Origin of the sequence: Janthinobacterium sp. TND4EL3 (assembly GCF_900156175.1) — a bacterium.
In the GTDB taxonomy this organism is placed as follows: Bacteria; Pseudomonadota; Gammaproteobacteria; order Burkholderiales; family Burkholderiaceae_D; genus Janthinobacterium.
In genome coordinates, this window is the sequence record NZ_FTMV01000008.1 from 156,691 (window position 1) to 174,603 (window position 17,913).

General features: G+C 65.8%; 18 protein-coding genes. 12 read left to right on the plus strand and 6 right to left on the minus strand.

Going from position 1 to position 17,913, the window contains the following annotated elements; genetic code table 11:
* The first annotated feature begins 84 nt into the window (after positions 1–84).
* The 7 genes from BXA07_RS14485 (at position 85) to BXA07_RS14515 (ending at position 7,488) form a co-directional block, all read left to right on the plus strand.
* Positions 85–993, plus strand: a complete 909-nt coding sequence (locus BXA07_RS14485; protein ID WP_076568603.1) for a LysR family transcriptional regulator — start codon at positions 85–87, stop codon at positions 991–993.
* A gap of 104 nt (positions 994–1,097) precedes the next feature.
* Entirely contained in the window at positions 1,098–1,838 is a 741-nt protein-coding gene (locus BXA07_RS14490) for a glutaminyl-peptide cyclotransferase (protein ID WP_244556279.1), read from the plus strand.
* Positions 1,839–1,877: 39 nt separating this feature from the next.
* On the plus strand, positions 1,878–2,771 hold the full coding sequence (locus BXA07_RS14495; RefSeq protein ID WP_212592299.1) for a hypothetical protein: 894 nt from the start codon (positions 1,878–1,880) through the stop codon (positions 2,769–2,771).
* Complete coding sequence (locus BXA07_RS14500; protein WP_076568605.1) at positions 2,768–3,415, plus strand: hypothetical protein; 648 nt, start codon at positions 2,768–2,770, stop codon at positions 3,413–3,415. Before BXA07_RS14495 ends, BXA07_RS14500 begins: the two co-directional genes overlap by 4 nt.
* Before the next feature lie 281 nt (positions 3,416–3,696).
* Positions 3,697–5,703, plus strand: a complete 2,007-nt coding sequence (locus BXA07_RS14505) for a ferritin-like domain-containing protein (RefSeq protein WP_076568606.1) — start codon at positions 3,697–3,699, stop codon at positions 5,701–5,703.
* Complete coding sequence (locus tag BXA07_RS14510) at positions 5,703–6,635, plus strand: MNIO family bufferin maturase (protein WP_076568607.1); 933 nt, start codon at positions 5,703–5,705, stop codon at positions 6,633–6,635. Before BXA07_RS14505 ends, BXA07_RS14510 begins: the two co-directional genes overlap by 1 nt.
* Complete coding sequence (locus BXA07_RS14515) at positions 6,628–7,488, plus strand: HvfC/BufC N-terminal domain-containing protein (protein WP_076568608.1); 861 nt, start codon at positions 6,628–6,630, stop codon at positions 7,486–7,488. Before BXA07_RS14510 ends, BXA07_RS14515 begins: the two co-directional genes overlap by 8 nt.
* 64 nt (positions 7,489–7,552) lie before the next feature.
* Here the strand turns inward: BXA07_RS14515 and BXA07_RS14520 are convergent, their stop codons facing one another.
* Both BXA07_RS14520 and BXA07_RS31330 read right to left on the minus strand, forming a co-directional pair.
* A complete protein-coding gene (locus BXA07_RS14520; protein ID WP_010398340.1) occupies positions 7,553–7,801 on the minus strand; it encodes a DUF3297 family protein in 249 nt (82 codons plus the stop codon).
* A gap of 192 nt (positions 7,802–7,993) precedes the next feature.
* The gene (locus tag BXA07_RS31330) at positions 7,994–8,338 is read right to left on the minus strand and encodes a hypothetical protein (RefSeq protein WP_076568609.1); all 345 of its coding nucleotides are present in this window, start codon (positions 8,336–8,338) and stop codon (positions 7,994–7,996) included.
* Between the two features lie 347 nt (positions 8,339–8,685).
* On the opposite strand from BXA07_RS31330, the gene BXA07_RS14530 reads away from it, so the two are divergent.
* Together BXA07_RS14530 and BXA07_RS14535 are read left to right on the plus strand one after the other, a co-directional pair.
* Positions 8,686–9,066, plus strand: coding sequence for a hypothetical protein (locus tag BXA07_RS14530; RefSeq protein WP_076568610.1), 381 nt, complete (start codon positions 8,686–8,688; stop codon positions 9,064–9,066).
* A 7-nt stretch (positions 9,067–9,073) separates the two neighbouring features.
* Entirely contained in the window at positions 9,074–9,415 is a 342-nt protein-coding gene (locus tag BXA07_RS14535; RefSeq protein WP_170909665.1) for an immunity protein Imm33 domain-containing protein, read from the plus strand.
* A gap of 25 nt (positions 9,416–9,440) precedes the next feature.
* On the opposite strand, the gene BXA07_RS14540 is transcribed toward BXA07_RS14535, so the two are convergent.
* Complete coding sequence (locus BXA07_RS14540; protein ID WP_076568611.1) at positions 9,441–10,724, minus strand: metallophosphoesterase family protein; 1,284 nt, start codon at positions 10,722–10,724, stop codon at positions 9,441–9,443.
* A gap of 109 nt (positions 10,725–10,833) precedes the next feature.
* Here BXA07_RS14540 and BXA07_RS14545 point away from each other — a divergent pair, with 109 nt between their 5' ends.
* Together BXA07_RS14545 and BXA07_RS14550 are read left to right on the plus strand one after the other, a co-directional pair.
* The gene (locus tag BXA07_RS14545) at positions 10,834–12,333 is read left to right on the plus strand and encodes a serine hydrolase domain-containing protein (protein WP_212592300.1); all 1,500 of its coding nucleotides are present in this window, start codon (positions 10,834–10,836) and stop codon (positions 12,331–12,333) included.
* Positions 12,330–12,983, plus strand: coding sequence for a hypothetical protein (locus BXA07_RS14550; RefSeq protein WP_076568612.1), 654 nt, complete (start codon positions 12,330–12,332; stop codon positions 12,981–12,983). Before BXA07_RS14545 ends, BXA07_RS14550 begins: the two co-directional genes overlap by 4 nt.
* Here the strand turns inward: BXA07_RS14550 and BXA07_RS14555 are convergent.
* Positions 12,980–13,552, minus strand: coding sequence for a type 1 glutamine amidotransferase family protein (locus BXA07_RS14555; protein ID WP_076568613.1), 573 nt, complete (start codon positions 13,550–13,552; stop codon positions 12,980–12,982). The two genes, BXA07_RS14550 and BXA07_RS14555, sit on opposite strands and share 4 nt — an antisense overlap.
* 241 nt (positions 13,553–13,793) lie before the next feature.
* On the opposite strand from BXA07_RS14555, the gene BXA07_RS14560 reads away from it, so the two are divergent.
* Complete coding sequence (locus BXA07_RS14560; RefSeq protein WP_076568614.1) at positions 13,794–15,449, plus strand: phosphoethanolamine transferase; 1,656 nt, start codon at positions 13,794–13,796, stop codon at positions 15,447–15,449.
* A gap of 73 nt (positions 15,450–15,522) precedes the next feature.
* On the opposite strand, the gene BXA07_RS14565 is transcribed toward BXA07_RS14560, so the two are convergent.
* Both BXA07_RS14565 and BXA07_RS14570 read right to left on the minus strand, forming a co-directional pair.
* Entirely contained in the window at positions 15,523–16,296 is a 774-nt protein-coding gene (locus BXA07_RS14565) for a ferredoxin--NADP reductase (protein ID WP_076568615.1), read from the minus strand.
* A gap of 225 nt (positions 16,297–16,521) precedes the next feature.
* The gene (locus BXA07_RS14570; RefSeq protein ID WP_076568616.1) at positions 16,522–17,667 is read right to left on the minus strand and encodes an acyltransferase family protein; all 1,146 of its coding nucleotides are present in this window, start codon (positions 17,665–17,667) and stop codon (positions 16,522–16,524) included.
* Positions 17,668–17,913 lie beyond the last annotated feature (246 nt).

Consider the following 17,913-nt stretch of genomic DNA (forward strand, 5'->3'; position numbering starts at 1 on the left):
GGAGGAAGGTTTCATTGTAGTGAGCCCACATCAAAAGATAAAATGACTTAAACTCATGATCATCATTCGATTTTGGAATGCATTATGGATATCCGCTCCCTGCGCTACTTCGTCGAAGTGGTCGAACAGAACAGTTTTACGCGCGCGGCCAGCAAGCTGCACGTGACGCAGCCCACCGTCAGCAAGATGATTGCCCAGCTGGAACAGTCGCTGGACCTGGCCCTGCTGGACCGCGCCGGCAAGCGCTTTACCCTGACGGACGCGGGCAAGGTGGTGCTGTCGCGCGCGCATGAACTGCTGGCCCTGCACGCGGAACTGAAGGTGGAGTTGCGCGACCTGCAGCACCTGGAGCGGGGAGAATTGCGGGTCGGCGTGTCGCCGCAGACGCACTCGACCCTGGCGCCGTGGCTGGCCGAATACCACCAGCGCTATCCGGGCATCGAACTCAAAATGTATGAAAGCGGCACGCAGGCCATCGAGCGCGACTTGCGCACCGGCATGGTGGAACTGGGCACCATGCTCGACTATCCGGGCAATGCGGCCACCTGGCAGGATTTCGACGCCTTGCCCCTCGTGCGCTCGCCGCTGTGCCTGCTGGCCGCGCCCGGCTCGCCGTGGCAGGGGCGCTCGTCCGTAGCCCTGGCCGAGCTGGCCGACAGCCCCTTCATCTTCTACGGCGCCGCCTTCGCCCTCAACGACATCGTGCAGGATGCCTGCCAGCGGGCCGGTTTCGCGCCGCGCATCACGGGCCGCAGCGGCCAGTGGGACTTCATTGCCTCGCTGGTGCGGCTGGGCGTGGGCATCTGCCTGTTGCCGAAGATGTATTGCGACACGCTCGACGCCGCGCAATTTGACGTCATTCCCCTGGACGGCCCGCCCGTGGAGTGGAATTTGATGCTGGCCTGGCGCCGGGGCGGGCGGCTGTCGTTTGCGGCGCGCGCCTGGCTGGACCTCGTCAGGGCGCACATGGCGGACGCGGCACGTTTACAATAGGCGCACATCAACTTCCGCCCGACCCGATGATCATCAACGTCAAAACCAGACTCAAACGCACCGCCGGCTCATTGCTGCTGGGATTGTTATGCACCGTGGGCCTGATGAGCGAAATGGGCTACGCCCAGGCCGCCATTCCCGTGTATGGCTATTTCGTCAAGAATATCTATCCGCATGACCCGCAGGCGTTCACGCAGGGCTTGCTGTTCAAGGATGGGCATCTGTATGAAAGCACGGGCCAGAATGGCCAGTCCTCCTTGCGCAAGGTGGAATTGACGACGGGCAAGGTCTTGCAGAAAAGCATGCTCGACAAGAATGTGTTTGGCGAAGGCATCACGGACGTGGGCGATGAGCTCCTCGGGCTGACGTGGATTTCGCAGACGGGCTATGTCTTCGACCTGAAGACCTTCAAATTGAAGCGCAAATTCAGCTACCAGGGCGAAGGCTGGGGCCTGGCCAGCGACGGCAAGTTCGTCTACATGAGCGACGGCACGGCCGCCATCCGCGTGCTCAATCCGAAAACCCTGGCCGAAGTGCGCCGTTTCGAGGTGAAGGCCGAGGGCCGCCCCATCGACCGGCTGAACGAGTTGGAAATGGTCGACGGGCAACTGTTTGCCAATGTGTGGGGCGCGGACGTGATCGCCCGCATCGACCCGGCCAGCGGCAAGGTCGTCGGCTGGATCGACCTGACGGGCTTGCTGCCGCCCGAACAGCGGGGCACGGCCAATCCCGACGCCGTGCTCAACGGCATCGCCTGGGATGCGCGGGGCAAGCGCTTGTTTGTCACAGGGAAACTGTGGCCCAAGCTGTTCGAGATCGAGCTGATCGAAATCCAGCGCCGTTGATGTTGGCTATTGGACAGTATTGCTGGCGATGAATCGTTTATGATGGCCTTCCTTCGCCCGGTGCGACCCTTGCAGGATGCCATGCCGTTCTTTCCTTTACGCCGACTGGCCGCCGCCGTGCTGGCGGCCGCCATCGTCCCGGCCGCGCAGGCGCAAACGCCATACGTGCCGGTGATGCAGCAATACGGCGACTTTGTCGTCACGCGTGACCGCCACGACGCGCTCGTCACCTTGTCCTTCCGCCAGCACGGCTACTGGCCCGGCGGCGCGCGCGAAGTGGCGGAAGTGCGGCCCCTGGCGGCCACGCGCGAGGGCCAGCCCATGCTGCTGGCATTCACCAAGGGCTATACGGGGCAGGGCACCATCCTCATCGGCGTGCAGAACGGCGAGCCGCTGATGCGCCCCGTCAGCCCCCTGCAGCGCGACAGCATGGTGCGCACGGAGCGCGACCCGGAATGGGGCGTGCCGCAGCCGGGCCGCCCCGAGGTGCTGCTGTTTGCCCGCGACGGCCGCGCGCTCGATACGCGCACGGGCGAGCTGCTGTGGTTTGACGTGCCGGGCGGCGTCACGGGCGATTACGCGCCCGCCATGCTCGTTTCCGTCTCGCCCGACGGGCGGCGCGGCGCGTATCTGACGAATGCGCTGACGAAGGTGGGGATCATCGTCGCCACGCGCGACGACGGCGTGGCCGGCATGCTGGCCTTGCCGCCCGACACGTATCAACGGTGGCTGAAACCGATCTCGGATGCCGCCTCCGCGCAGGCGGGCGCCGCCATCCAGGCGCGCCAGGGCCGCACGGATAGCAACCGCATCCGGCGCGAGCTGGAACTGGCCTGGTTCGGCCAGCAATTTCAATGGAAACAAGGCAAGGGGGGCTGGCAAGTGACGGGCCTGGGCCTTGCTTCCGTGCCGCCGGAAGGAAAACAGCCATGAGCTACCCGCCACTGATCGCCGGCTGCCTCGCCGCAGTCCTGCTGGCCGGCTGCGTGCACAGCGAGATCGCCCCCAGGGATTATCTGGCGCAAGACATCGACAAGCAACAAGCCTTGCTGGAACTGGACGTGGTCTTCGGGCAAGCGCCCGACGACAGGCTGACGTCGCGCCTGACGGCGCGCAACAGCGTGGAATACGGGGGCGCGCCGCATATCGTCGTGCCGTTCTACCAGAAGGGACTCGGCTTCGACCAGGGTTTTGCCGGCACCTACATGTTTGCCGTGCCTTATCCGGTCGCCAAGGTCGAGACGGCCACGGCCAGCAGCCGCGTCTTCGGCCAGAAACTTGACGGCCAGCAGCCGGGCAGCCCCCGCTACCGCTTCCGCGTGCCGGGCAAGGCGCAGTGGAACAGCAATGAAACCTTCATGCTGAGCTTTGCGCGCAAGGGCCGCCGCGAAGAAATCACTTTCCGCTTCAGCAACACGCAAAGCTGCCCGTCCGCCTTCCTGGCCACCACGCCACGCTATGGCTTTCCCATCAAGGTCGTCGCCACCTTCAAGGACAATCAGGGCTGCCTGAAAGTGTGCGACAGCCGCGAGCAGTGGCCCGGCTTTTGCGCCTTCCAGCCGCCGCCGGCCGCCTGACTATCGACATGCAAGCGACGCGCCGGCCTTGGACGGTGCGGCGCTTATACACGCGCGCGTTTTGCCGATTCTATTCAATTGTCATCGAATGGCCGCTTAAAACGTCTATTTTTACGCTGAACATCCAGCTGAATTGATGCAGGTCAAATCCCTGTCAGGCCTGTAAATCTTGCCGCAAAAATATCTTTCTCAGGCGTATGATTTCAATGCCGTGAACGGCGCACGCAGATGGCGCGGCCCGGCCCGATATCCGAAACGCATCCTTCCTGTGGAGAGACAGAATGAAAATGCCCGTTTTAGGAAGCACCCAGGCGCCCATCACCGGGCGTCCCCTGGACATGCTGGCCACCGACACGGCGGCCGTGCGCGCCATCGCCCAGGCGGCCGTCAGCGTGGAACTGTTCACCATTCCCCTGTACATGGCCACCATGTATTCGATCCAGGGCACGCACCAGATCAATTCTCAGGGCATTCGCTATTACGAGGGCCGCCAGTGGCCGGGCATGGGCACCACGGCGAAGCCGGAAACGCCGGAGCAGAAGGCCTTCAACGTCATCTTCAGCGTCTTCATCCAGGAAATGCTGCACCTGCAGATGGCGGCCAACCTGTCCACGGCCATCGGCGCGGCGCCGTGCTTCACGGGTTCGGAACTGCAGTCGCTGGAACACGGCTGGACCTGCTACGGCAAGGACTGCACGGTGATCCCGCACATCGTCGACCTGCAGGACACGTCCGGCTACCGCCACGTGCGCGTCAACCTCGAAGAGCTCAACGGCAACCAGTGCGACCTGTTCCTGGCCATCGAGCAGCCGGAACAGCAGGCACGCGGGCAACTGGCCGAGTTCGACAAGCACAACCACACAAAATATTTCCCCGACGTACCGTTCGAGGGCTGGACGCCGGGCAAGCACGTGCATGACCTGCCCCTGTTCGGCACCATCGGCTACATGTACGAATGCTATGCGCGCTATATCAGCATCGAATACGACGATGGCATCACCCTGTGGCAGAAGCTGTTCGTCAATCACTCGGTGCAGCAGGATATGTTCAACAGCAAGGGCAAGGGCCACGAGCTGGCGGAATTTCCCAAGTTCGATACCTGTTTCGGCCTGGACGACCAGGATGGCGGCCAGATCCGCTCCTTCAACAAGGCCATCGACATGATGGCGGCCATCACGGACCAGGGCGAGGGCAGCGACACGGCCATCACGCGCTACCGCCGCCGGCTGCAGGCCCAGCTGATGGCCGTGAAGCCCGATTACCGCGAAGACCTGGCAGCGCTGAAGGCCGATTATCCCTCGTACACCAATGATGGCAAGGAGGCCGAGTCGCGCGACGCGCACGCCCGCCACGACAGCGCCGCCTACGACCATTACGAGCGTTTCGGCCAGGTGAAGGACATGTTGCCCGTCAAGACATGGCCGCAATGGCACCGGGAAGGCCATCGCTGGACGGAGAAGATGCTGACCAACGAACGCTACAACCCGCTGACGGCGCCCAAGAACATCCCCGCGCCGGAACAGGTGGCGGGCGCGCTGAACCGCCTGAAGGACCGCAGCGACACCTTGACGATGCTGAGCACGGTGGCCACGGGCGCCATCTATGGCATCACCTCCGTGCTCGATACCTACTGGCAAAAGCAGAAGACCGCCTTCCCGTATCCGTCGATGGTGGGCGCGGGCGACCGCATGGCCATCTGCTGGGCCGTGCTGGGCCAGGCGCCGAACCTGGCGACGGGTGTGCCGAAGGTCGAGAAGGACGTGCTGTACCACGCCTGCCAGGGCATGCACCTGGCGGGCGAGGCATCGGACACGTGCGCGGCGCTGGCCGTCTACCATACGTGCAAGGGATCCAACGGCTGCCACGCGCAGGGCGGCTGCGGCTTTGCCCAGCTTGACGCGGGCGGCTCCAACTGCGGGCACGGCGTCAAGGCGGCGGCAGTGGCGGACAATCTGTGCGGCGTGCCCACGGGGCCGTACAGCGCGCCGAGCGACAACAAATGCGGCGGCTTCGGCGGCTGTGCCGTGCCCATCTCGGCCTCGCAGCTGTATCCGAACACCACCAAGAAGACGCCGCCCCAGGCCGCCACCATGGTGCTGTACGACTTCGGCCCGGCGCCCGAGCACCACAACCTTCCGCTGGACGAGACCATGTCGTTCTCGCTCGGTGACAGCGTCTATGACAAGGCCTGGGAAGCGTATGGCAAGGTGATGGCCGCGCGCGGCACGCCCGTGGGCGCGCCGCCGCCGCCGACCGACCTGCGCCTGGCCCTGCCGCCGTCGACCTGATGAAGGCGGCCGCCAAGCCAGCGGCGTCCCCGCGCCTGGGCCTGCCGCATCTGGGCCTGGGCGTGGGGCTGCGTCCGCTCCATTACGCGCACATCCTCGAACACGGGCCGCAGGTGGACTGGTTCGAGATCATCAGCGAGAACTTCATCGGCAACCACGGCTATGCGCGCCATGTGCTGGACGTGGTGGCGGCGCAGGTGCCCATCGTCATGCATGGCGTATCGCTGTCGATCGGCAGCAGTGATCCGCTGAGCCTGGCTTACCTGCGCCAGCTGCGCCAGCTGGCCGACGAGATCCGTCCCGCGTGGATCTCCGACCACCTGTGCTGGACGGGCGCCGCCTCGCTCAACAGCCACGACTTGCTGCCGCTGCCCCTGACCGAGGCCAGCCTGCGCCACGTGGCGGGCAGGGTGCGCCAGGTGCAGGAGTTTCTCGGCCGTCCCCTGGTCCTGGAAAACCCAAGCAGCTACGTGGAGTTTGCCCAGTCCAGCATGCCGGAATGGGAATTCCTGGGCCGCCTGGCCGAGGAGACGGGTTGCGGACTCTTGCTTGACGTCAACAATGTCCACGTCAGCGCGCACAACCACGGCTATGACGCGGCCGCCTACATCGGCCAGCTGCCGCACGACCACATCGTGCAGATCCACCTGGCCGGGCCCACCGTCTGCGGTGCCATGCTGGTCGACACGCACGATGCGCCCGTGCCGGCCGCCGTCTGGCGCCTGTACGCGCTGGCGCAGCGGCTGACGGGCGGCGTCTCGGCCCTGCTGGAATGGGATGCGGACATTCCCCCGTATCCGCAGCTGCTGCTTGAACTGGACAAGGCGCGCGCGGCCGAACGGGGCGAATTCGGGGACGCGCCTGCGGCCACGGCCGCCGGCAACGCCGTGTCCACGCCGCTGGGCTTTCACCTGGAAACTGCCCATGCATGACGCCGACGGCAAGGCTGCGCCACTGGCGCAGCTGCAGGCGTGGTTCCTGACGGCCATGACGGCGCCGGGCGGCGCGGCGCGGGGCGCGCAGCTGGCCAGCGAGCGCCACGGCCTGACGCAGGAGCAGGTATTGAAACGGGCGCGGGGCGCCCCCGCGCCGCTGCACATCCATGCGGACGGCTACGTGCAGCGCCTGCTCGAATGCCTGCAAGCCGACTATCCCGTCCTGCGCAAGGTCATGGGCGACGCGCTGTTCGCCTTCTTTGCGCGCGCCTACATCTGGCGCCACCCGTCCGCTTCGCCCACGCTGTACGACCTGGGCGGCGGCTTTGCCGATTTCCTGGCCGCCAGCCAGCCCGGCGCGGGGGAAAACGCCGCGGCCTTGCGCTTCCCCGTCGAACTGGCCCGGCTGGAACGGGCGCGCAGCGAGGCGGGCAGGGCGCGGGGCCTGGAAAAGCGGGCACGCCAGGCCATGCCCGACGGCCTGGCCTGGCTGCTGGGCGAGGGCACGCAGGTCGTCGTGGCGCCCTGTCTGCGGCTGCTGGCCCTGAGCTTCCCCGTGGCCGCCTTCTGGCAGCAGGCGCAGGCGGCACCAAGCGAGGCCATGCCGGCCCCGCCGGAACCGGCGCCCGGCTACGTGGCCATTACCCGCCTGCGGTATCGCATCACCATGCACGACTTGCAGCCGTGGCAATACTTTTGGCTGCAGGCGCTGGCCGGCGGCGCACCCCTGCCTGCCTGCGCGCAGGCGGCGGCCCAGGCCAGCGGCAGAGCGCAGGACGAGCTACTGGCCGACGCCATGCTGTGGCTGCCCATGGCGGCTGCGGCAGGGCTGATCGGCGCCGACTGCTGAGCAGAAACTGCGGACGCAAAAAAGGCCGATGCAAATCGGCCTCGATGACAACTGAATGTATTGCTTAGCGGTAAAACGCTTCGACTTTGCCCTTCAGCTTGATCTGCAGCGGACGGCCGCGGCGATCCAGGGACTTGGTGGAAGCGACCTTGATCCAGCGTTCGCTGATGCAATATTCTTCCACGTCAAGGCGTTCCTTGTCGTTGAAACGGATGCCGACGTCATTCTCGAACACGGCGGCAACGTGGTAAGGGCTGCTCGGGTCGATCGACAGGCGATCGGGCAATGGGGGTAAGGTAGTGGTATCGTTCATGGGCGACATTATCGCCCAGAATGCCGATCCAGACAACGGGGGCAGACGGATATCTGGCCGGCCGCGCAACGGCGGTCCGGGCGTCCGCTTGCACGGCAATGGCGTCAGCGGGCCGGCAGGGCAATGCCGTGCCGGCCCGCTGCGTCCTGGTCTTACAGGGCCGTGGCGGCCCAATGCCGCCGGGAATCAGGATCAGGATTTGTCGTCATTCTTGTGGCTTTGACGTCCCGCTTCCACATGCTGCTCGTGCGTGCCGCCGCGCGAGCCGGCCCCGGAGCCCGATTGCTCGCTGCCGCCGCTGCGCGACTGGCCCGATTGCTGGCCGGACTGCTGCGAACCTTGCGAACCCGATTGTCCCGATTGCTTGTCGCCGTCATTCTTGTGGCTCTGGCGGCCCGCTTCCACGTGCTGCTCGTGCGTGCCGCCCTGGGTGCCGCCCGACGACTGGCGGCTGCCCGACTGCTTGTCCGACTGCTGGCTGCCCGATTGCTGTTTGCCGGACTGGCTGCCGGATTTGTCGTTGCTGCTTGAAGCCATGATGTTCTCCTTTGGGTGTAGACTTGCCATGAATGGGAGCTCCGGTACCGCGCGCACCGCACCGTTGACGCCATTCTGCTTGGGCAAGTCGGACCTAGCCATAGGGACACCACTTGCCTGTGCGTAGGAAAACTCCGGCGAGGCAGGCAACCATTTCTCAATAGCAATCTTGCAGGTGCGTGCGGCTGCCGGCAAGTGCCGCGTCTCGCCGGGCGGCGCATCCCATGCGTCATGCCGGGCACCGATGTCATGGAAGGCTGCGTCGCCCAGCTGATGCAGACTGAGCCAATGACAAGGACTACTTGCCGCTACTATAATATTGCCTTGTTCAGCAAGCGAGGCCTTTCATGGGGAAAGCAGTGACCGACAGCCTGCGGCGGCAGGCGCATGCGCTGGCGACAGCCTTCGTGCACACGCTGGACCTGCGCGATCCTGGCGCGCTGCAACGCGAGTGGGCCATGTCGCCCGCGCTGGCCGGGGAAATCTGCGACATGGTGGACAGTTATTTTGCCCCGCAGCAGCGCCTGTCGCTGGCGCCGCTGGCGCAAGCCTTCGCGCCGGGCCAGGGCGGCCGGCCGCCCGTCGACGTGTACGCCACCGACGCCGGTCCGCTGGGCATGGAATGCATGCTGCTGGCCGACGGCCGGCCCGGTGAAGCGACCGTGCACCTGGAAGTGGCGGGCCACGATGGCGCATTGCGGCTGTCATATAAATACATCGGATCCTGAGGACGCCATGAACGAGCTGATCAACGAACAGATCAACGAAAACCAGCAGCGTATCTGCGACAAATACGGCATGCCCGCGCAGGCGCCCGAGGCCATGGTGGCCCTGGCCATCGGCAGCCTGGACCAGTCACCCATCTATGGCACGCGCATCGAGCTGCCCGAGAACGGCACCATCAGCTGGTTCATCCATTGCGGCGCGCATAGCGACGCGTCCGATTTTTACCAGCCCCTGCATGCGGCGCACCTGACCGAGCTGCTGCCGCAGGTGCTCGCCTACCTGGCCTTGCCCAGCGGTACCAAATTCATCCTCGACCGCGCCGGCTATGAGGATGTGTGGCGCGAAGGCTAGGCGTGCCACTCCGGCTTGCTGCGGCTCATGACAGGGTATTGGGCAGGTAGGCCTTCTGCCGCAGATCGAAGCGGAAGTAGTCGAGCAGATGGCTGCCCTTGCTGAACGGCTCCTGCGGCCGGGGCACTTCGTAGTATTTGCCCTGCATGACGCCGTCGGACAGTTCGACGCGCAGGTAGCCGTGGTGGTCGTCCGAATAGTTTTCCAGCGTGACGGCGTCTCCCGCATCGTCGTGGAAGACGGCGGGCGGTATCAGGCGCTGGCCGTTGACCTTCATGATCTGGTGCAGGTTATGGTAGCCGCCCGCGCCGGTGACGAGGAACAGGGTCTTGCCGCCGTCGGCGTCGGCCCGCGTCAGGCGCTGGTAGTTGTGGACGTGGCCGGCAAGGATGGCGTCCGGGTGGCGTCCCGCCGCGGCGGATGCTTCGGCGACGAGGTCCTTCATGTAGCTGCTGCCGGAATGGTGGTCGTCGGCCGAGTAGATCGGATGGTGCAGGGCCAGCAGCAAGGGCAGTTCGCGCGGCAGGGTGGACAATTCCGACACCAGCCATTCCTTCTGCGGCGCCCGGATCTCGCCGCCGGCGGGCACATTGCTGTAGAGCCCGACGATATTGGCTTGCGGCGTGAGCAGGGTCCAGTACACATTCGGCTGCACCATGGCCGTGCGGTGGGAATCGCCCGATTCCGGCATCTTGACGGGCCGGGGCGCACAGAAATTGCGCACGAAACCGTCGAGTGTCTGGTCGTCCGGCAGGTTGTCGCCATCGTGGTTGCCAGGCACGGCAAACACGGGCGCCAGGTAGAATTCATAGGGCTGGTAAAACTGCTTGTAGTATTCGCCGACCTGGCCGTTGAAGTAGACGCAGTCGCCCGTGACATACAGGAAGGCCGGCGGCTCGCTGGCGTCGGCCTGGAAATCGTTCTCCATGCCCTTGGCCACCAGTTCCTGCGGCACCGCATACTCGATGCCGCCCATGTCGCCATTGAGGTGGAAGACGAGCTTGCGCTTCCGGACGATGGCCTCGTAGACGGCGGGCGCCACGACATCCTTCAGGTCGAGGCGGAACGGCGCGCTGCCCGTAGGCGGCGGCAGGTCGCGAAACGCCGTGTTGCGGGGCGGCGCCTGGTGCAGCGACGCGGCTCGCCCCGCTTGCGGCCGCGCCAGGCCAAAGACATGGGCATTGCTGCCAGAGACAAGATCGGCCATGACGGACTCCTCGCGCCGGCTTGTGTGTGCGCCGGCCAGACCTGCAGTGTAGTCGCGCAGGCGCGCAATGCCGCTGCGCGCGGCCGCCGGTTCGATCTGCATCAATAGGCGGCGTGCTGACTGGATTTCTATCTGGCAATATTTCCGTTGACGTTGGTAAATAGATATGTGATGCTGCACGTCCGCTCCGTCCCGCAGAGAGAGAGTCATCTTGCATACACGTTTCCCGCCGGCCCTGTTCATCCTGGCGCTTGGCGCCGCCCTTGCGCCGGCCGCCCTGGCCGCCACTGCCGCGCCCGCCAACGGGCAACTGGCCAGCCGCGCGGAGCGCGAGATCGCCGCTTTCGTGCAGGACGAAATGCGCGAACGCCGGATACCGGGTCTGCAACTCGCCGTCATCCGGCATGGCAAGGTGGTGCTGTCGCGCAATTTTGGCGTGGCCAGCCTGCAGTACGGCGTGCCGGTGACGGACGCGAGCCTGTTTTCCATCAATTCGGCCACCAAGGCGTTCACGGGCGTGGCCGTGATGCAGCTGGTGCAGCAGGGCAAGGTGGACCTGGGCGCGCCCATCGGCCAGTACCTGCCGGGCTTGCCGGCGGCGTGGCAAGCCGTGACGGTGACGCAGCTGCTCAACCATACTTCCGGCTTGCCCGACGTGCTCGACCAGCGCAGCGGCAAGCTGGTGGGGCCGGAGCCGGACGATGGCCAGGCGGCCTGGAAGGCCGTGCAGGCGCTGCCCGTGGAAGCCCCGCCGGGCCAGCGCTACCGCTATAACCAGAGCAATTATGTGTTGCTGGCGCAATTGATCGAGCGCCAGAGCGGCCAGGCCTACGTCGACTTCATCCAGCGCGGGCAATTCGACCCGGCCCGCATGCGGCACAGCGGCTTTGGCGACGCGAAGGACGTGGTCGCCAACAAGGCCAGTTCCTACGTGCTGGGCGCCGGCGGCCAGGGCTACCGCAACGTCATCGAGGACTTTCCCGTCTTCATGCGTGCCGGTGCCGGCATCAACAGCAATGCGGGCGAACTGGCCGGCTGGATTGTCGCACTGCAAGCGGGACGCTTGTTGGCGCCCGCCGGCGTGGCGCGGCTGTGGCAGCCGGGCAGCCTGAATGACGGCAAGCCGGCCCCGTGGGCGCTGGGCTGGCCCGCTATCCGCCGCGACGGCCACCGCGCCGTGGCCGGCATCGGCGGCGGCCGTTCCGCCTTCTATGTGTATCCGCACGACGACCTGGCCGTCATTATCCTGAGCAATTTGGCCGGGGGACAGCCGGAACAGCTGATCGACGCGGTGGCCGGCTTCTATATTCCCGCGCTGCGCCTGCAGCATGGCGGCGCGCATGCGGTGCAGCTGCTGCGCCACGGCCTCGGCGACGGCCCGTATGCGGACCTGGCGCCGAAACTGGCCGCCATCCGGCGCCAGCACGGCTTGCCGAATCCATCTGAAAACGACTTGAATGCCTGGGGCTACCGCCTGCTGGCGCGCCAGCAATCGCGGCAAGCCGTCGCCGTGCTCGGGCTGGCCGTGCAGCTGTATCCGGACAGCGCGAACGGCCACGACAGCCTGGCCGAAGCGTATGAAGCCGATGGCGCCGCCGCGCCGGCCATCGCGCACTACCGCCGTGCACTGGAACTGGACCCCGGCAATGCGCATGCCGCGGCGCGGCTGCAAGGCCTGGAGCAGCAAGGCATGAAGGACGATGCAAGATGAGCGGTTTCGTCAGCTCGTCCACCGTTTCCGCCTGCCGGCTGGAATTTGCGCAGGGCAGGGCGCCCGTGGAAATCCGCGTCGCGCTCGACTGGGTCACCGCCGGCGAGCAGCACACCATCACCACCGGCACGGTGCGCATGCGCGCCAGCTATGCCGACCCGGAAGCCGTGCACCAGCCGCCGTCGCGCTTGTCGTATTGCTACCACGATGATTTCAGCGATGTGCAGGGCCAGGGCTTGCTCTTGCGCATCACCGACTTCCAGCTGCCGCCAGCTTTGACGCAGTGCGGGATCGGCACCTTGATCTGGTCGCGCATCCACCGGGCGCTGGACGGCGCCGGCCTGCTGCCCATGCAGCTGCGGGGCGGCTTGAGCAGCACGGATGCGACGGTGCGCCAGGTCGATGCGGCGGGACGGCAGGTCAGGCGGATGTCGCATGGCGGTTTCTATCCCGCGTCCGTGCCGAATATCGCGCGCAGGAATGCATTCTGGAAACGCATGCTCGATACGGCAGGCACGCGCTTCGACTGCGACGCCGCCGGCGTCGGCGGCTTTGCGGGCCGCTTCATCGATCCGGCGGCCCACCCTTCCTACCGTCGGCCGTTTGACGTCGTGGAAATCGACGCCGGCATGCCGGATGGAAGCACTTAGGCAGGCTGGCCGTGCTCGGCGCCGTGCATGGCCAGGTAGGCGTGCAGGTTGTCGTCGGCGATGCCCAGGCTGCGCAGCACTTCACGCGTAAAGCTGACGGGGGCCGTGCCGGGGGCCGTGATGACGCCCTGGTCGGCGACGGCCCAGGCCACGTCCTGGTACAGGGCGGCGCCCGCATAGCCGGTCGTGGCCAGGTTGTCGGCGCCATTCGAGGTGTGGCGGACATTGTCGAGCACGCCCGCCTGCGCCAGCACGCGGGTGCCGTCGCAAATGCCGGCAAGCACGATATTGCGCGCACGCGCGGCGCGCAGCAGGGCGCTCACATCGGGCGCCTTGCCGCTTTGCCAGCTGCTGCCGCCGCACACCATGAGCAGGTCGAGTTCATCGAGCGCGATCTCTTCCAGCGCCAGCTGCGGCGTCACCAGCATGCCGCCGGACGAGGTCACGGGCTGGCCGCCCTGTGTGGCGAACTGCGTGTAGACGCCGTAGTAGAGGCGGGCGGTGGAATTGAACAGGGCAGTTTCCCAGTCGGCGAAGTTCTCGGTAAGTATGGTGATGGCACGTGTCATCGCAAGTCCTGTCTCGGGTTGGTCTAAGGGACGTGGGCCGGCTGGCCCGCGCATGGCGAAATCATAATGAAAGGCACTGACAGTTTCTGTCAGGAGCAAGCCCCGGCGCGTGCAAGCGTATTTTGCCGGGATGAAATGATGATACAAGTTGCCAGGGACTTGGGCTACAATCGCGGGCCCGTCCGCGCGGGCCATGCCACGCCATGTCCCTATAACGCCGATTAGACTGCCTGCCGCCTCCATGCCGATCCTGTTTTGCCGCGTCCTGACCAGCATTGCCGGCCTGCTGGTTTTCTTCTGTTCCGGCCAGTTGAGCGCCAACGAACTGCTCAAGCTGGGCGTGCTGCTGGCCGCCTTCCTGCTGGGCCTGGGCGGCCTGCTGCACGCGTGGCGCTTCCCGGCTGGCGCGACCACCTGGCTGCTGCGCATCGTCGCGCCCGTGTTTTACCTGGATGCCGCCACCAAAGGCTTTTTGCGTGACTATTTTGGCATGCGGCCCAATCCCGGTGCCGTTTTACAGGCGATGTTTGCGACAGATCAAGCCGAGACGGCCGAGTTTTTCGTGCATAACGGGATGGCCCTGGCGCAGGCCGCATGCTGGTTCGTCGGCGTGACGGCGGCCGTGCTGCTGGCCGACCGCCAGCTGCGCCGCCGGCTGGCGCCATCGCATGCCGCGCCGGGCCGCTGGCAGAAGGGCGCCGCCGCCTTCCTGGCCCTGTTCCTGGTGTCGCTGCACGTCAATACCACCATGCGGCGCGAGAATCCGGCCTTGTTCTGGCCGCTGCGCTACCTGCAATACAGCGAGCAGCTGGCCGCCATGCAAGCGATGCAGCAGGCGCTGGCAACGCGCATGAGCTCGCCGCTGGACTGGCAGGTGCGCTATGCGGGCGAGGCGGCCCGCACGGTGATCCTGGTGATCGGCGAGAGCACCAACCGCGCCTCGATGTCGCTGTACGGCTATGCGCGCGCCACCACGCCCCGGCTCGACGCCATGCGTTCGAAGCTGCTGGTCTTCAACGACGTGATTTCACCCGCATCGAGCACGGTGGAATCGATGATGACGATGCTCACGCCGGCCGATATCGGCAATCCCGACGCGTGGATGGCCAAGCCGAACCTGCTGATGCTGGCCGAGGCGGCCGGCTACAAGACCTTCTGGGTGTCGAACCAGACGCGCAACGACGGCTGGATCGGCTTGCTGGCGGGCGAGGCCGATGAAAGCGACTTCATCAACTACGGCACCGGGCGCGGCGAAAACAATTTTGACGGCAACCTGTTCCAGCCATTCGAGCAGGCACTGCGCGACGGGGCGCCGAAAAAACTGATCGTCGTGCACCTGCTGGGCGCCCATCCCAGCTACGACATGCGCTACCCGAGCCGCTTTGCCCATTTCGGCAAGGCGCGCGACGCCGTCAGCGCGCAGATGGCCAGCCAGGGCAGGTCCAGCTGGATACGCCACCGGCGCGACGAATACGACAACGCCATCCGCTACGGCGACTATGTGCTGGACAAGCTGATCAGCCTGGCGGAGCAAGCCAAGATGGACCGCGCCGCCTCGCTGCTGTTCGTTTCCGACCACGGCCAGGAAGTGGGCTACAGCCGCAATCATGCGGGCCATTCCGCCTCGGACAAGAGCGGCTATGAAATTCCGATGTTGATCTGGAGCAATCGCCCGCTGGGCGCCTCGCAGGCGGCGCGCGCGGCGCTGGAAAGCCGGCCCTACCAGACGGACAAGCTCGACGCGACCGTGCTGGGCCTGCTGAAGATCGAGTCGCGCTATTACGCGGCGCAGGACGATATCCTCAGCGGCGACTTTCAGCCCGTGCAGCGCTTCATGAACGGCTTGCAGTACCAGCGCGGCGCGCCGGCGCTGGTGCGCGCTCCCGGCGCCAGCTGACATGCAAGAGGCCCGGCGCCGCCGCAGGACGCGGCGGGGCCGGGCCCCTGGGGTGTTGCGGATGCCTTGCGGATTACTTCTCGGCGAACGCGCGCTCGACGACGAAGTCGCCAGGCGTCGAGGTGTTGCCTTCCTTGAAGCCACGCGCTTCCAGCATTTCCTTCAGGTCGCGCAGCATGTCCGAGCTGCCGCAGATCATGACGCGGTCTTCGGCCGGGTTCAGCGCCGGCAAGCCCAGGTCTTCGGCCAGCTTGCCGTTCTCGATCAGCTGCGTGATGCGGCCCATGTTGCGGAAGTCTTCGCGCGTCACGGTCGGGTAGTAGCGCAGCTTGTCGCTGACCATCTCGCCCAGGAACTCGTGCTGCGGCAGGTGCTCTTCCAGCAGTTCGCGGTAGGCCAGTTCATCGACCTGGCGCACGCCGTGCACGAGGATCAGCTGGTCGAAGCGCTCGTAGATGTCCGGATCGCGCACGATGCTGAGGAAAGGCGCCAGGCCCGTGCCCGTCGACAGCATGTACAGGCGCTTGCCTGGCAGCAGGTAGTCGGACACCAGGGTGCCCGTCGGCTTGCGGCCGACGATGACGGTGTCGCCCACTTGCAAGTGCTGCAAACGCGACGTCAGGGGGCCGCCCGGCACCTTGATGCTGAAAAACTCCAGGTGGTCTTCATAGTTGGCGCTGGCGATGCTGTAGGCGCGCAGCAATGGCTTGCCATCGACGCGCAGGCCGATCATCGTGAAATGGCCATTCGAGAAACGCAGCGACGGGTCGCGCGTGGTGGTAAAGGAGAACAGGGTATCCGTCCAGTGGTGCACGCTTAAAACGCGCTCTTCATTCATCGAACTCATAGTATTTGTTGGCTGGTCAAAAAAATGGTTAGTTGCTGGCAACTGCTGGCAAAAGTGAAACCCTGTGTAGGCCCAGCCGCTATTGTACTGGCCTCCACACGAAATTGTTACCGTCTATCGCCGCCTATGCTGCCGCACGCGTTGCCGACATTATAGTGCGGTTGGCAAGATCGGGCTGGAATTCGCCCCGAAACGCCCTGCCGGCATGCGGACTCTTGACCTGCCTCACTTTTTCAGGGCGCCGCGCCAGGGTTGCCGCCGGCGCGTGCCGGCGCAGCCGTGGCGCCAGCGCCGGCGCAGGGCGGCATTCGCCGGTTCGGACACGTAGCGGGCCACGAGGGCGGCCGCCAGCGCCGTCGCGGCCAGGAAGAGCGCCAGCCACGGCAGCCGTTCCGCGTAGCCCAGTCCCGCCTTGTCGATGACGTTGCGCATGCCGGCCAGCACGATGATGTGGAACAGGTACAGCTCATAGCTGTGCCGTCCCAGCCACTGCAGCGGCCCGGGACGGCCGTCGCGCGCCGCCGGGACCGCCGTGGCGCCCGCGATGAAGGCGGCGCTGGCCAGCGCGATGGCGCAAAAGCCAAAGACTTCATGGCCGCCGATGCCGCGCACGTACACGGCCGCCAGGGCCAGGCCGGCCGCCCGGCGCAGGAGTTTCCCGGCCCGCGGCCCGGGCTGCCAATGCTGTGTCAGCAGGGCCGTCAGGCAGCCGATGGCGATGGCGTCGAAACAGGCAAGGTAGCCGTACATGTAGTAAATCTCGTTGTCGGCGTGCAGGCTTCGGTACACGGGGCCGGCGACGATGGCGGCGCCGCACAGCAGCATGATCGCCTGGCGCCGGCGCAGCAGGCGGCACGACAGCGGCAGCAGCAGATAAAACATTTCCTCGACGGACAGTGACCAGTAGACGTTCAGGCAGTAATTGAAATAGCCGGCGCTTTGCATCAGCACGTTGTGCCAGAAGGTCAGCACGGAAGCGATGGCGATGACGAAATAGCTGGCTGGCAAGTCCTTGCCGCCGTCCGAATTGGCAAAGAAGGGCACGTCCAGCACGCCCAGCAGCACGATCAGGGACAGGGCCAGCAGCAGCGCGGGCAGCAGGCGGGCGACGCGGTAGGCATAGAACGCGGCCAGGTCGATGCGCGCCAGGTCGCCCCAGCGGCGCAGCGAGGTCGCGGTGATCAGGTAGCCGGAAATGACGAAGAACATGGTCACGCCGTAATTGCCCTGGTAGGCGGCTTTCAACAGCCAGTCCGGCAGGGCCGACAGCGGGCTGTTCTTCAAGCCGTAGGCCAGCGCGAAGTGCAGCAGCAGCACGCAGAGGATGGCGACGCCGCGCAGGGCGTCGATATGATGGTTGCGTGCTTGCAAAGGTTTCCTCTTTGGTAAGGCGGCAGGAGGGGCGATTATGTGAGCGATGCCGCGCGCAGGTCAACGATTTTGCAATTGGCGGCGCGGACGCGCCGAATGGGGCGGGGTGCGGGGCCGCCCGCCGTGTATGATATTGCCTAACAGAATTGTTGGGCATCTGTCATCTTGCGGGCGCGGTTTGTCGTGCCTGCAGCCCATGAATCTGCGTGCACGATTCCGGCCGCCGCGATGCCCGACCCACAGCGA

Coding starts and splice junctions, on each gene's coding strand:
- BXA07_RS14520 (WP_010398340.1), bottom strand. CDS start 7,801: ATGAACGATACCACTACCTTACCCCCATTGCCCGATCGCCTGTCGATC.
- BXA07_RS14505 (WP_076568606.1), top strand. CDS start 3,697: ATGAAAATGCCCGTTTTAGGAAGCACCCAGGCGCCCATCACCGGGCGT.
- BXA07_RS14515 (WP_076568608.1), top strand. CDS start 6,628: ATGCATGACGCCGACGGCAAGGCTGCGCCACTGGCGCAGCTGCAGGCG.
- BXA07_RS14495 (WP_212592299.1), top strand. CDS start 1,878: ATGATGGCCTTCCTTCGCCCGGTGCGACCCTTGCAGGATGCCATGCCG.
- BXA07_RS14540 (WP_076568611.1), bottom strand. CDS start 10,724: ATGCAGATCGAACCGGCGGCCGCGCGCAGCGGCATTGCGCGCCTGCGC.
- BXA07_RS14565 (WP_076568615.1), bottom strand. CDS start 16,296: ATGAGTTCGATGAATGAAGAGCGCGTTTTAAGCGTGCACCACTGGACG.
- BXA07_RS14500 (WP_076568605.1), top strand. CDS start 2,768: ATGAGCTACCCGCCACTGATCGCCGGCTGCCTCGCCGCAGTCCTGCTG.
- BXA07_RS14535 (WP_170909665.1), top strand. CDS start 9,074: ATGAACGAGCTGATCAACGAACAGATCAACGAAAACCAGCAGCGTATC.
- BXA07_RS14490 (WP_244556279.1), top strand. CDS start 1,098: ATGAGCGAAATGGGCTACGCCCAGGCCGCCATTCCCGTGTATGGCTAT.
- BXA07_RS14555 (WP_076568613.1), bottom strand. CDS start 13,552: ATGACACGTGCCATCACCATACTTACCGAGAACTTCGCCGACTGGGAA.
- BXA07_RS14485 (WP_076568603.1), top strand. CDS start 85: ATGGATATCCGCTCCCTGCGCTACTTCGTCGAAGTGGTCGAACAGAAC.
- BXA07_RS14560 (WP_076568614.1), top strand. CDS start 13,794: ATGCCGATCCTGTTTTGCCGCGTCCTGACCAGCATTGCCGGCCTGCTG.
- BXA07_RS14510 (WP_076568607.1), top strand. CDS start 5,703: ATGAAGGCGGCCGCCAAGCCAGCGGCGTCCCCGCGCCTGGGCCTGCCG.
- BXA07_RS14550 (WP_076568612.1), top strand. CDS start 12,330: ATGAGCGGTTTCGTCAGCTCGTCCACCGTTTCCGCCTGCCGGCTGGAA.
- BXA07_RS14530 (WP_076568610.1), top strand. CDS start 8,686: ATGGGGAAAGCAGTGACCGACAGCCTGCGGCGGCAGGCGCATGCGCTG.
- BXA07_RS31330 (WP_076568609.1), bottom strand. CDS start 8,338: ATGGCTTCAAGCAGCAACGACAAATCCGGCAGCCAGTCCGGCAAACAG.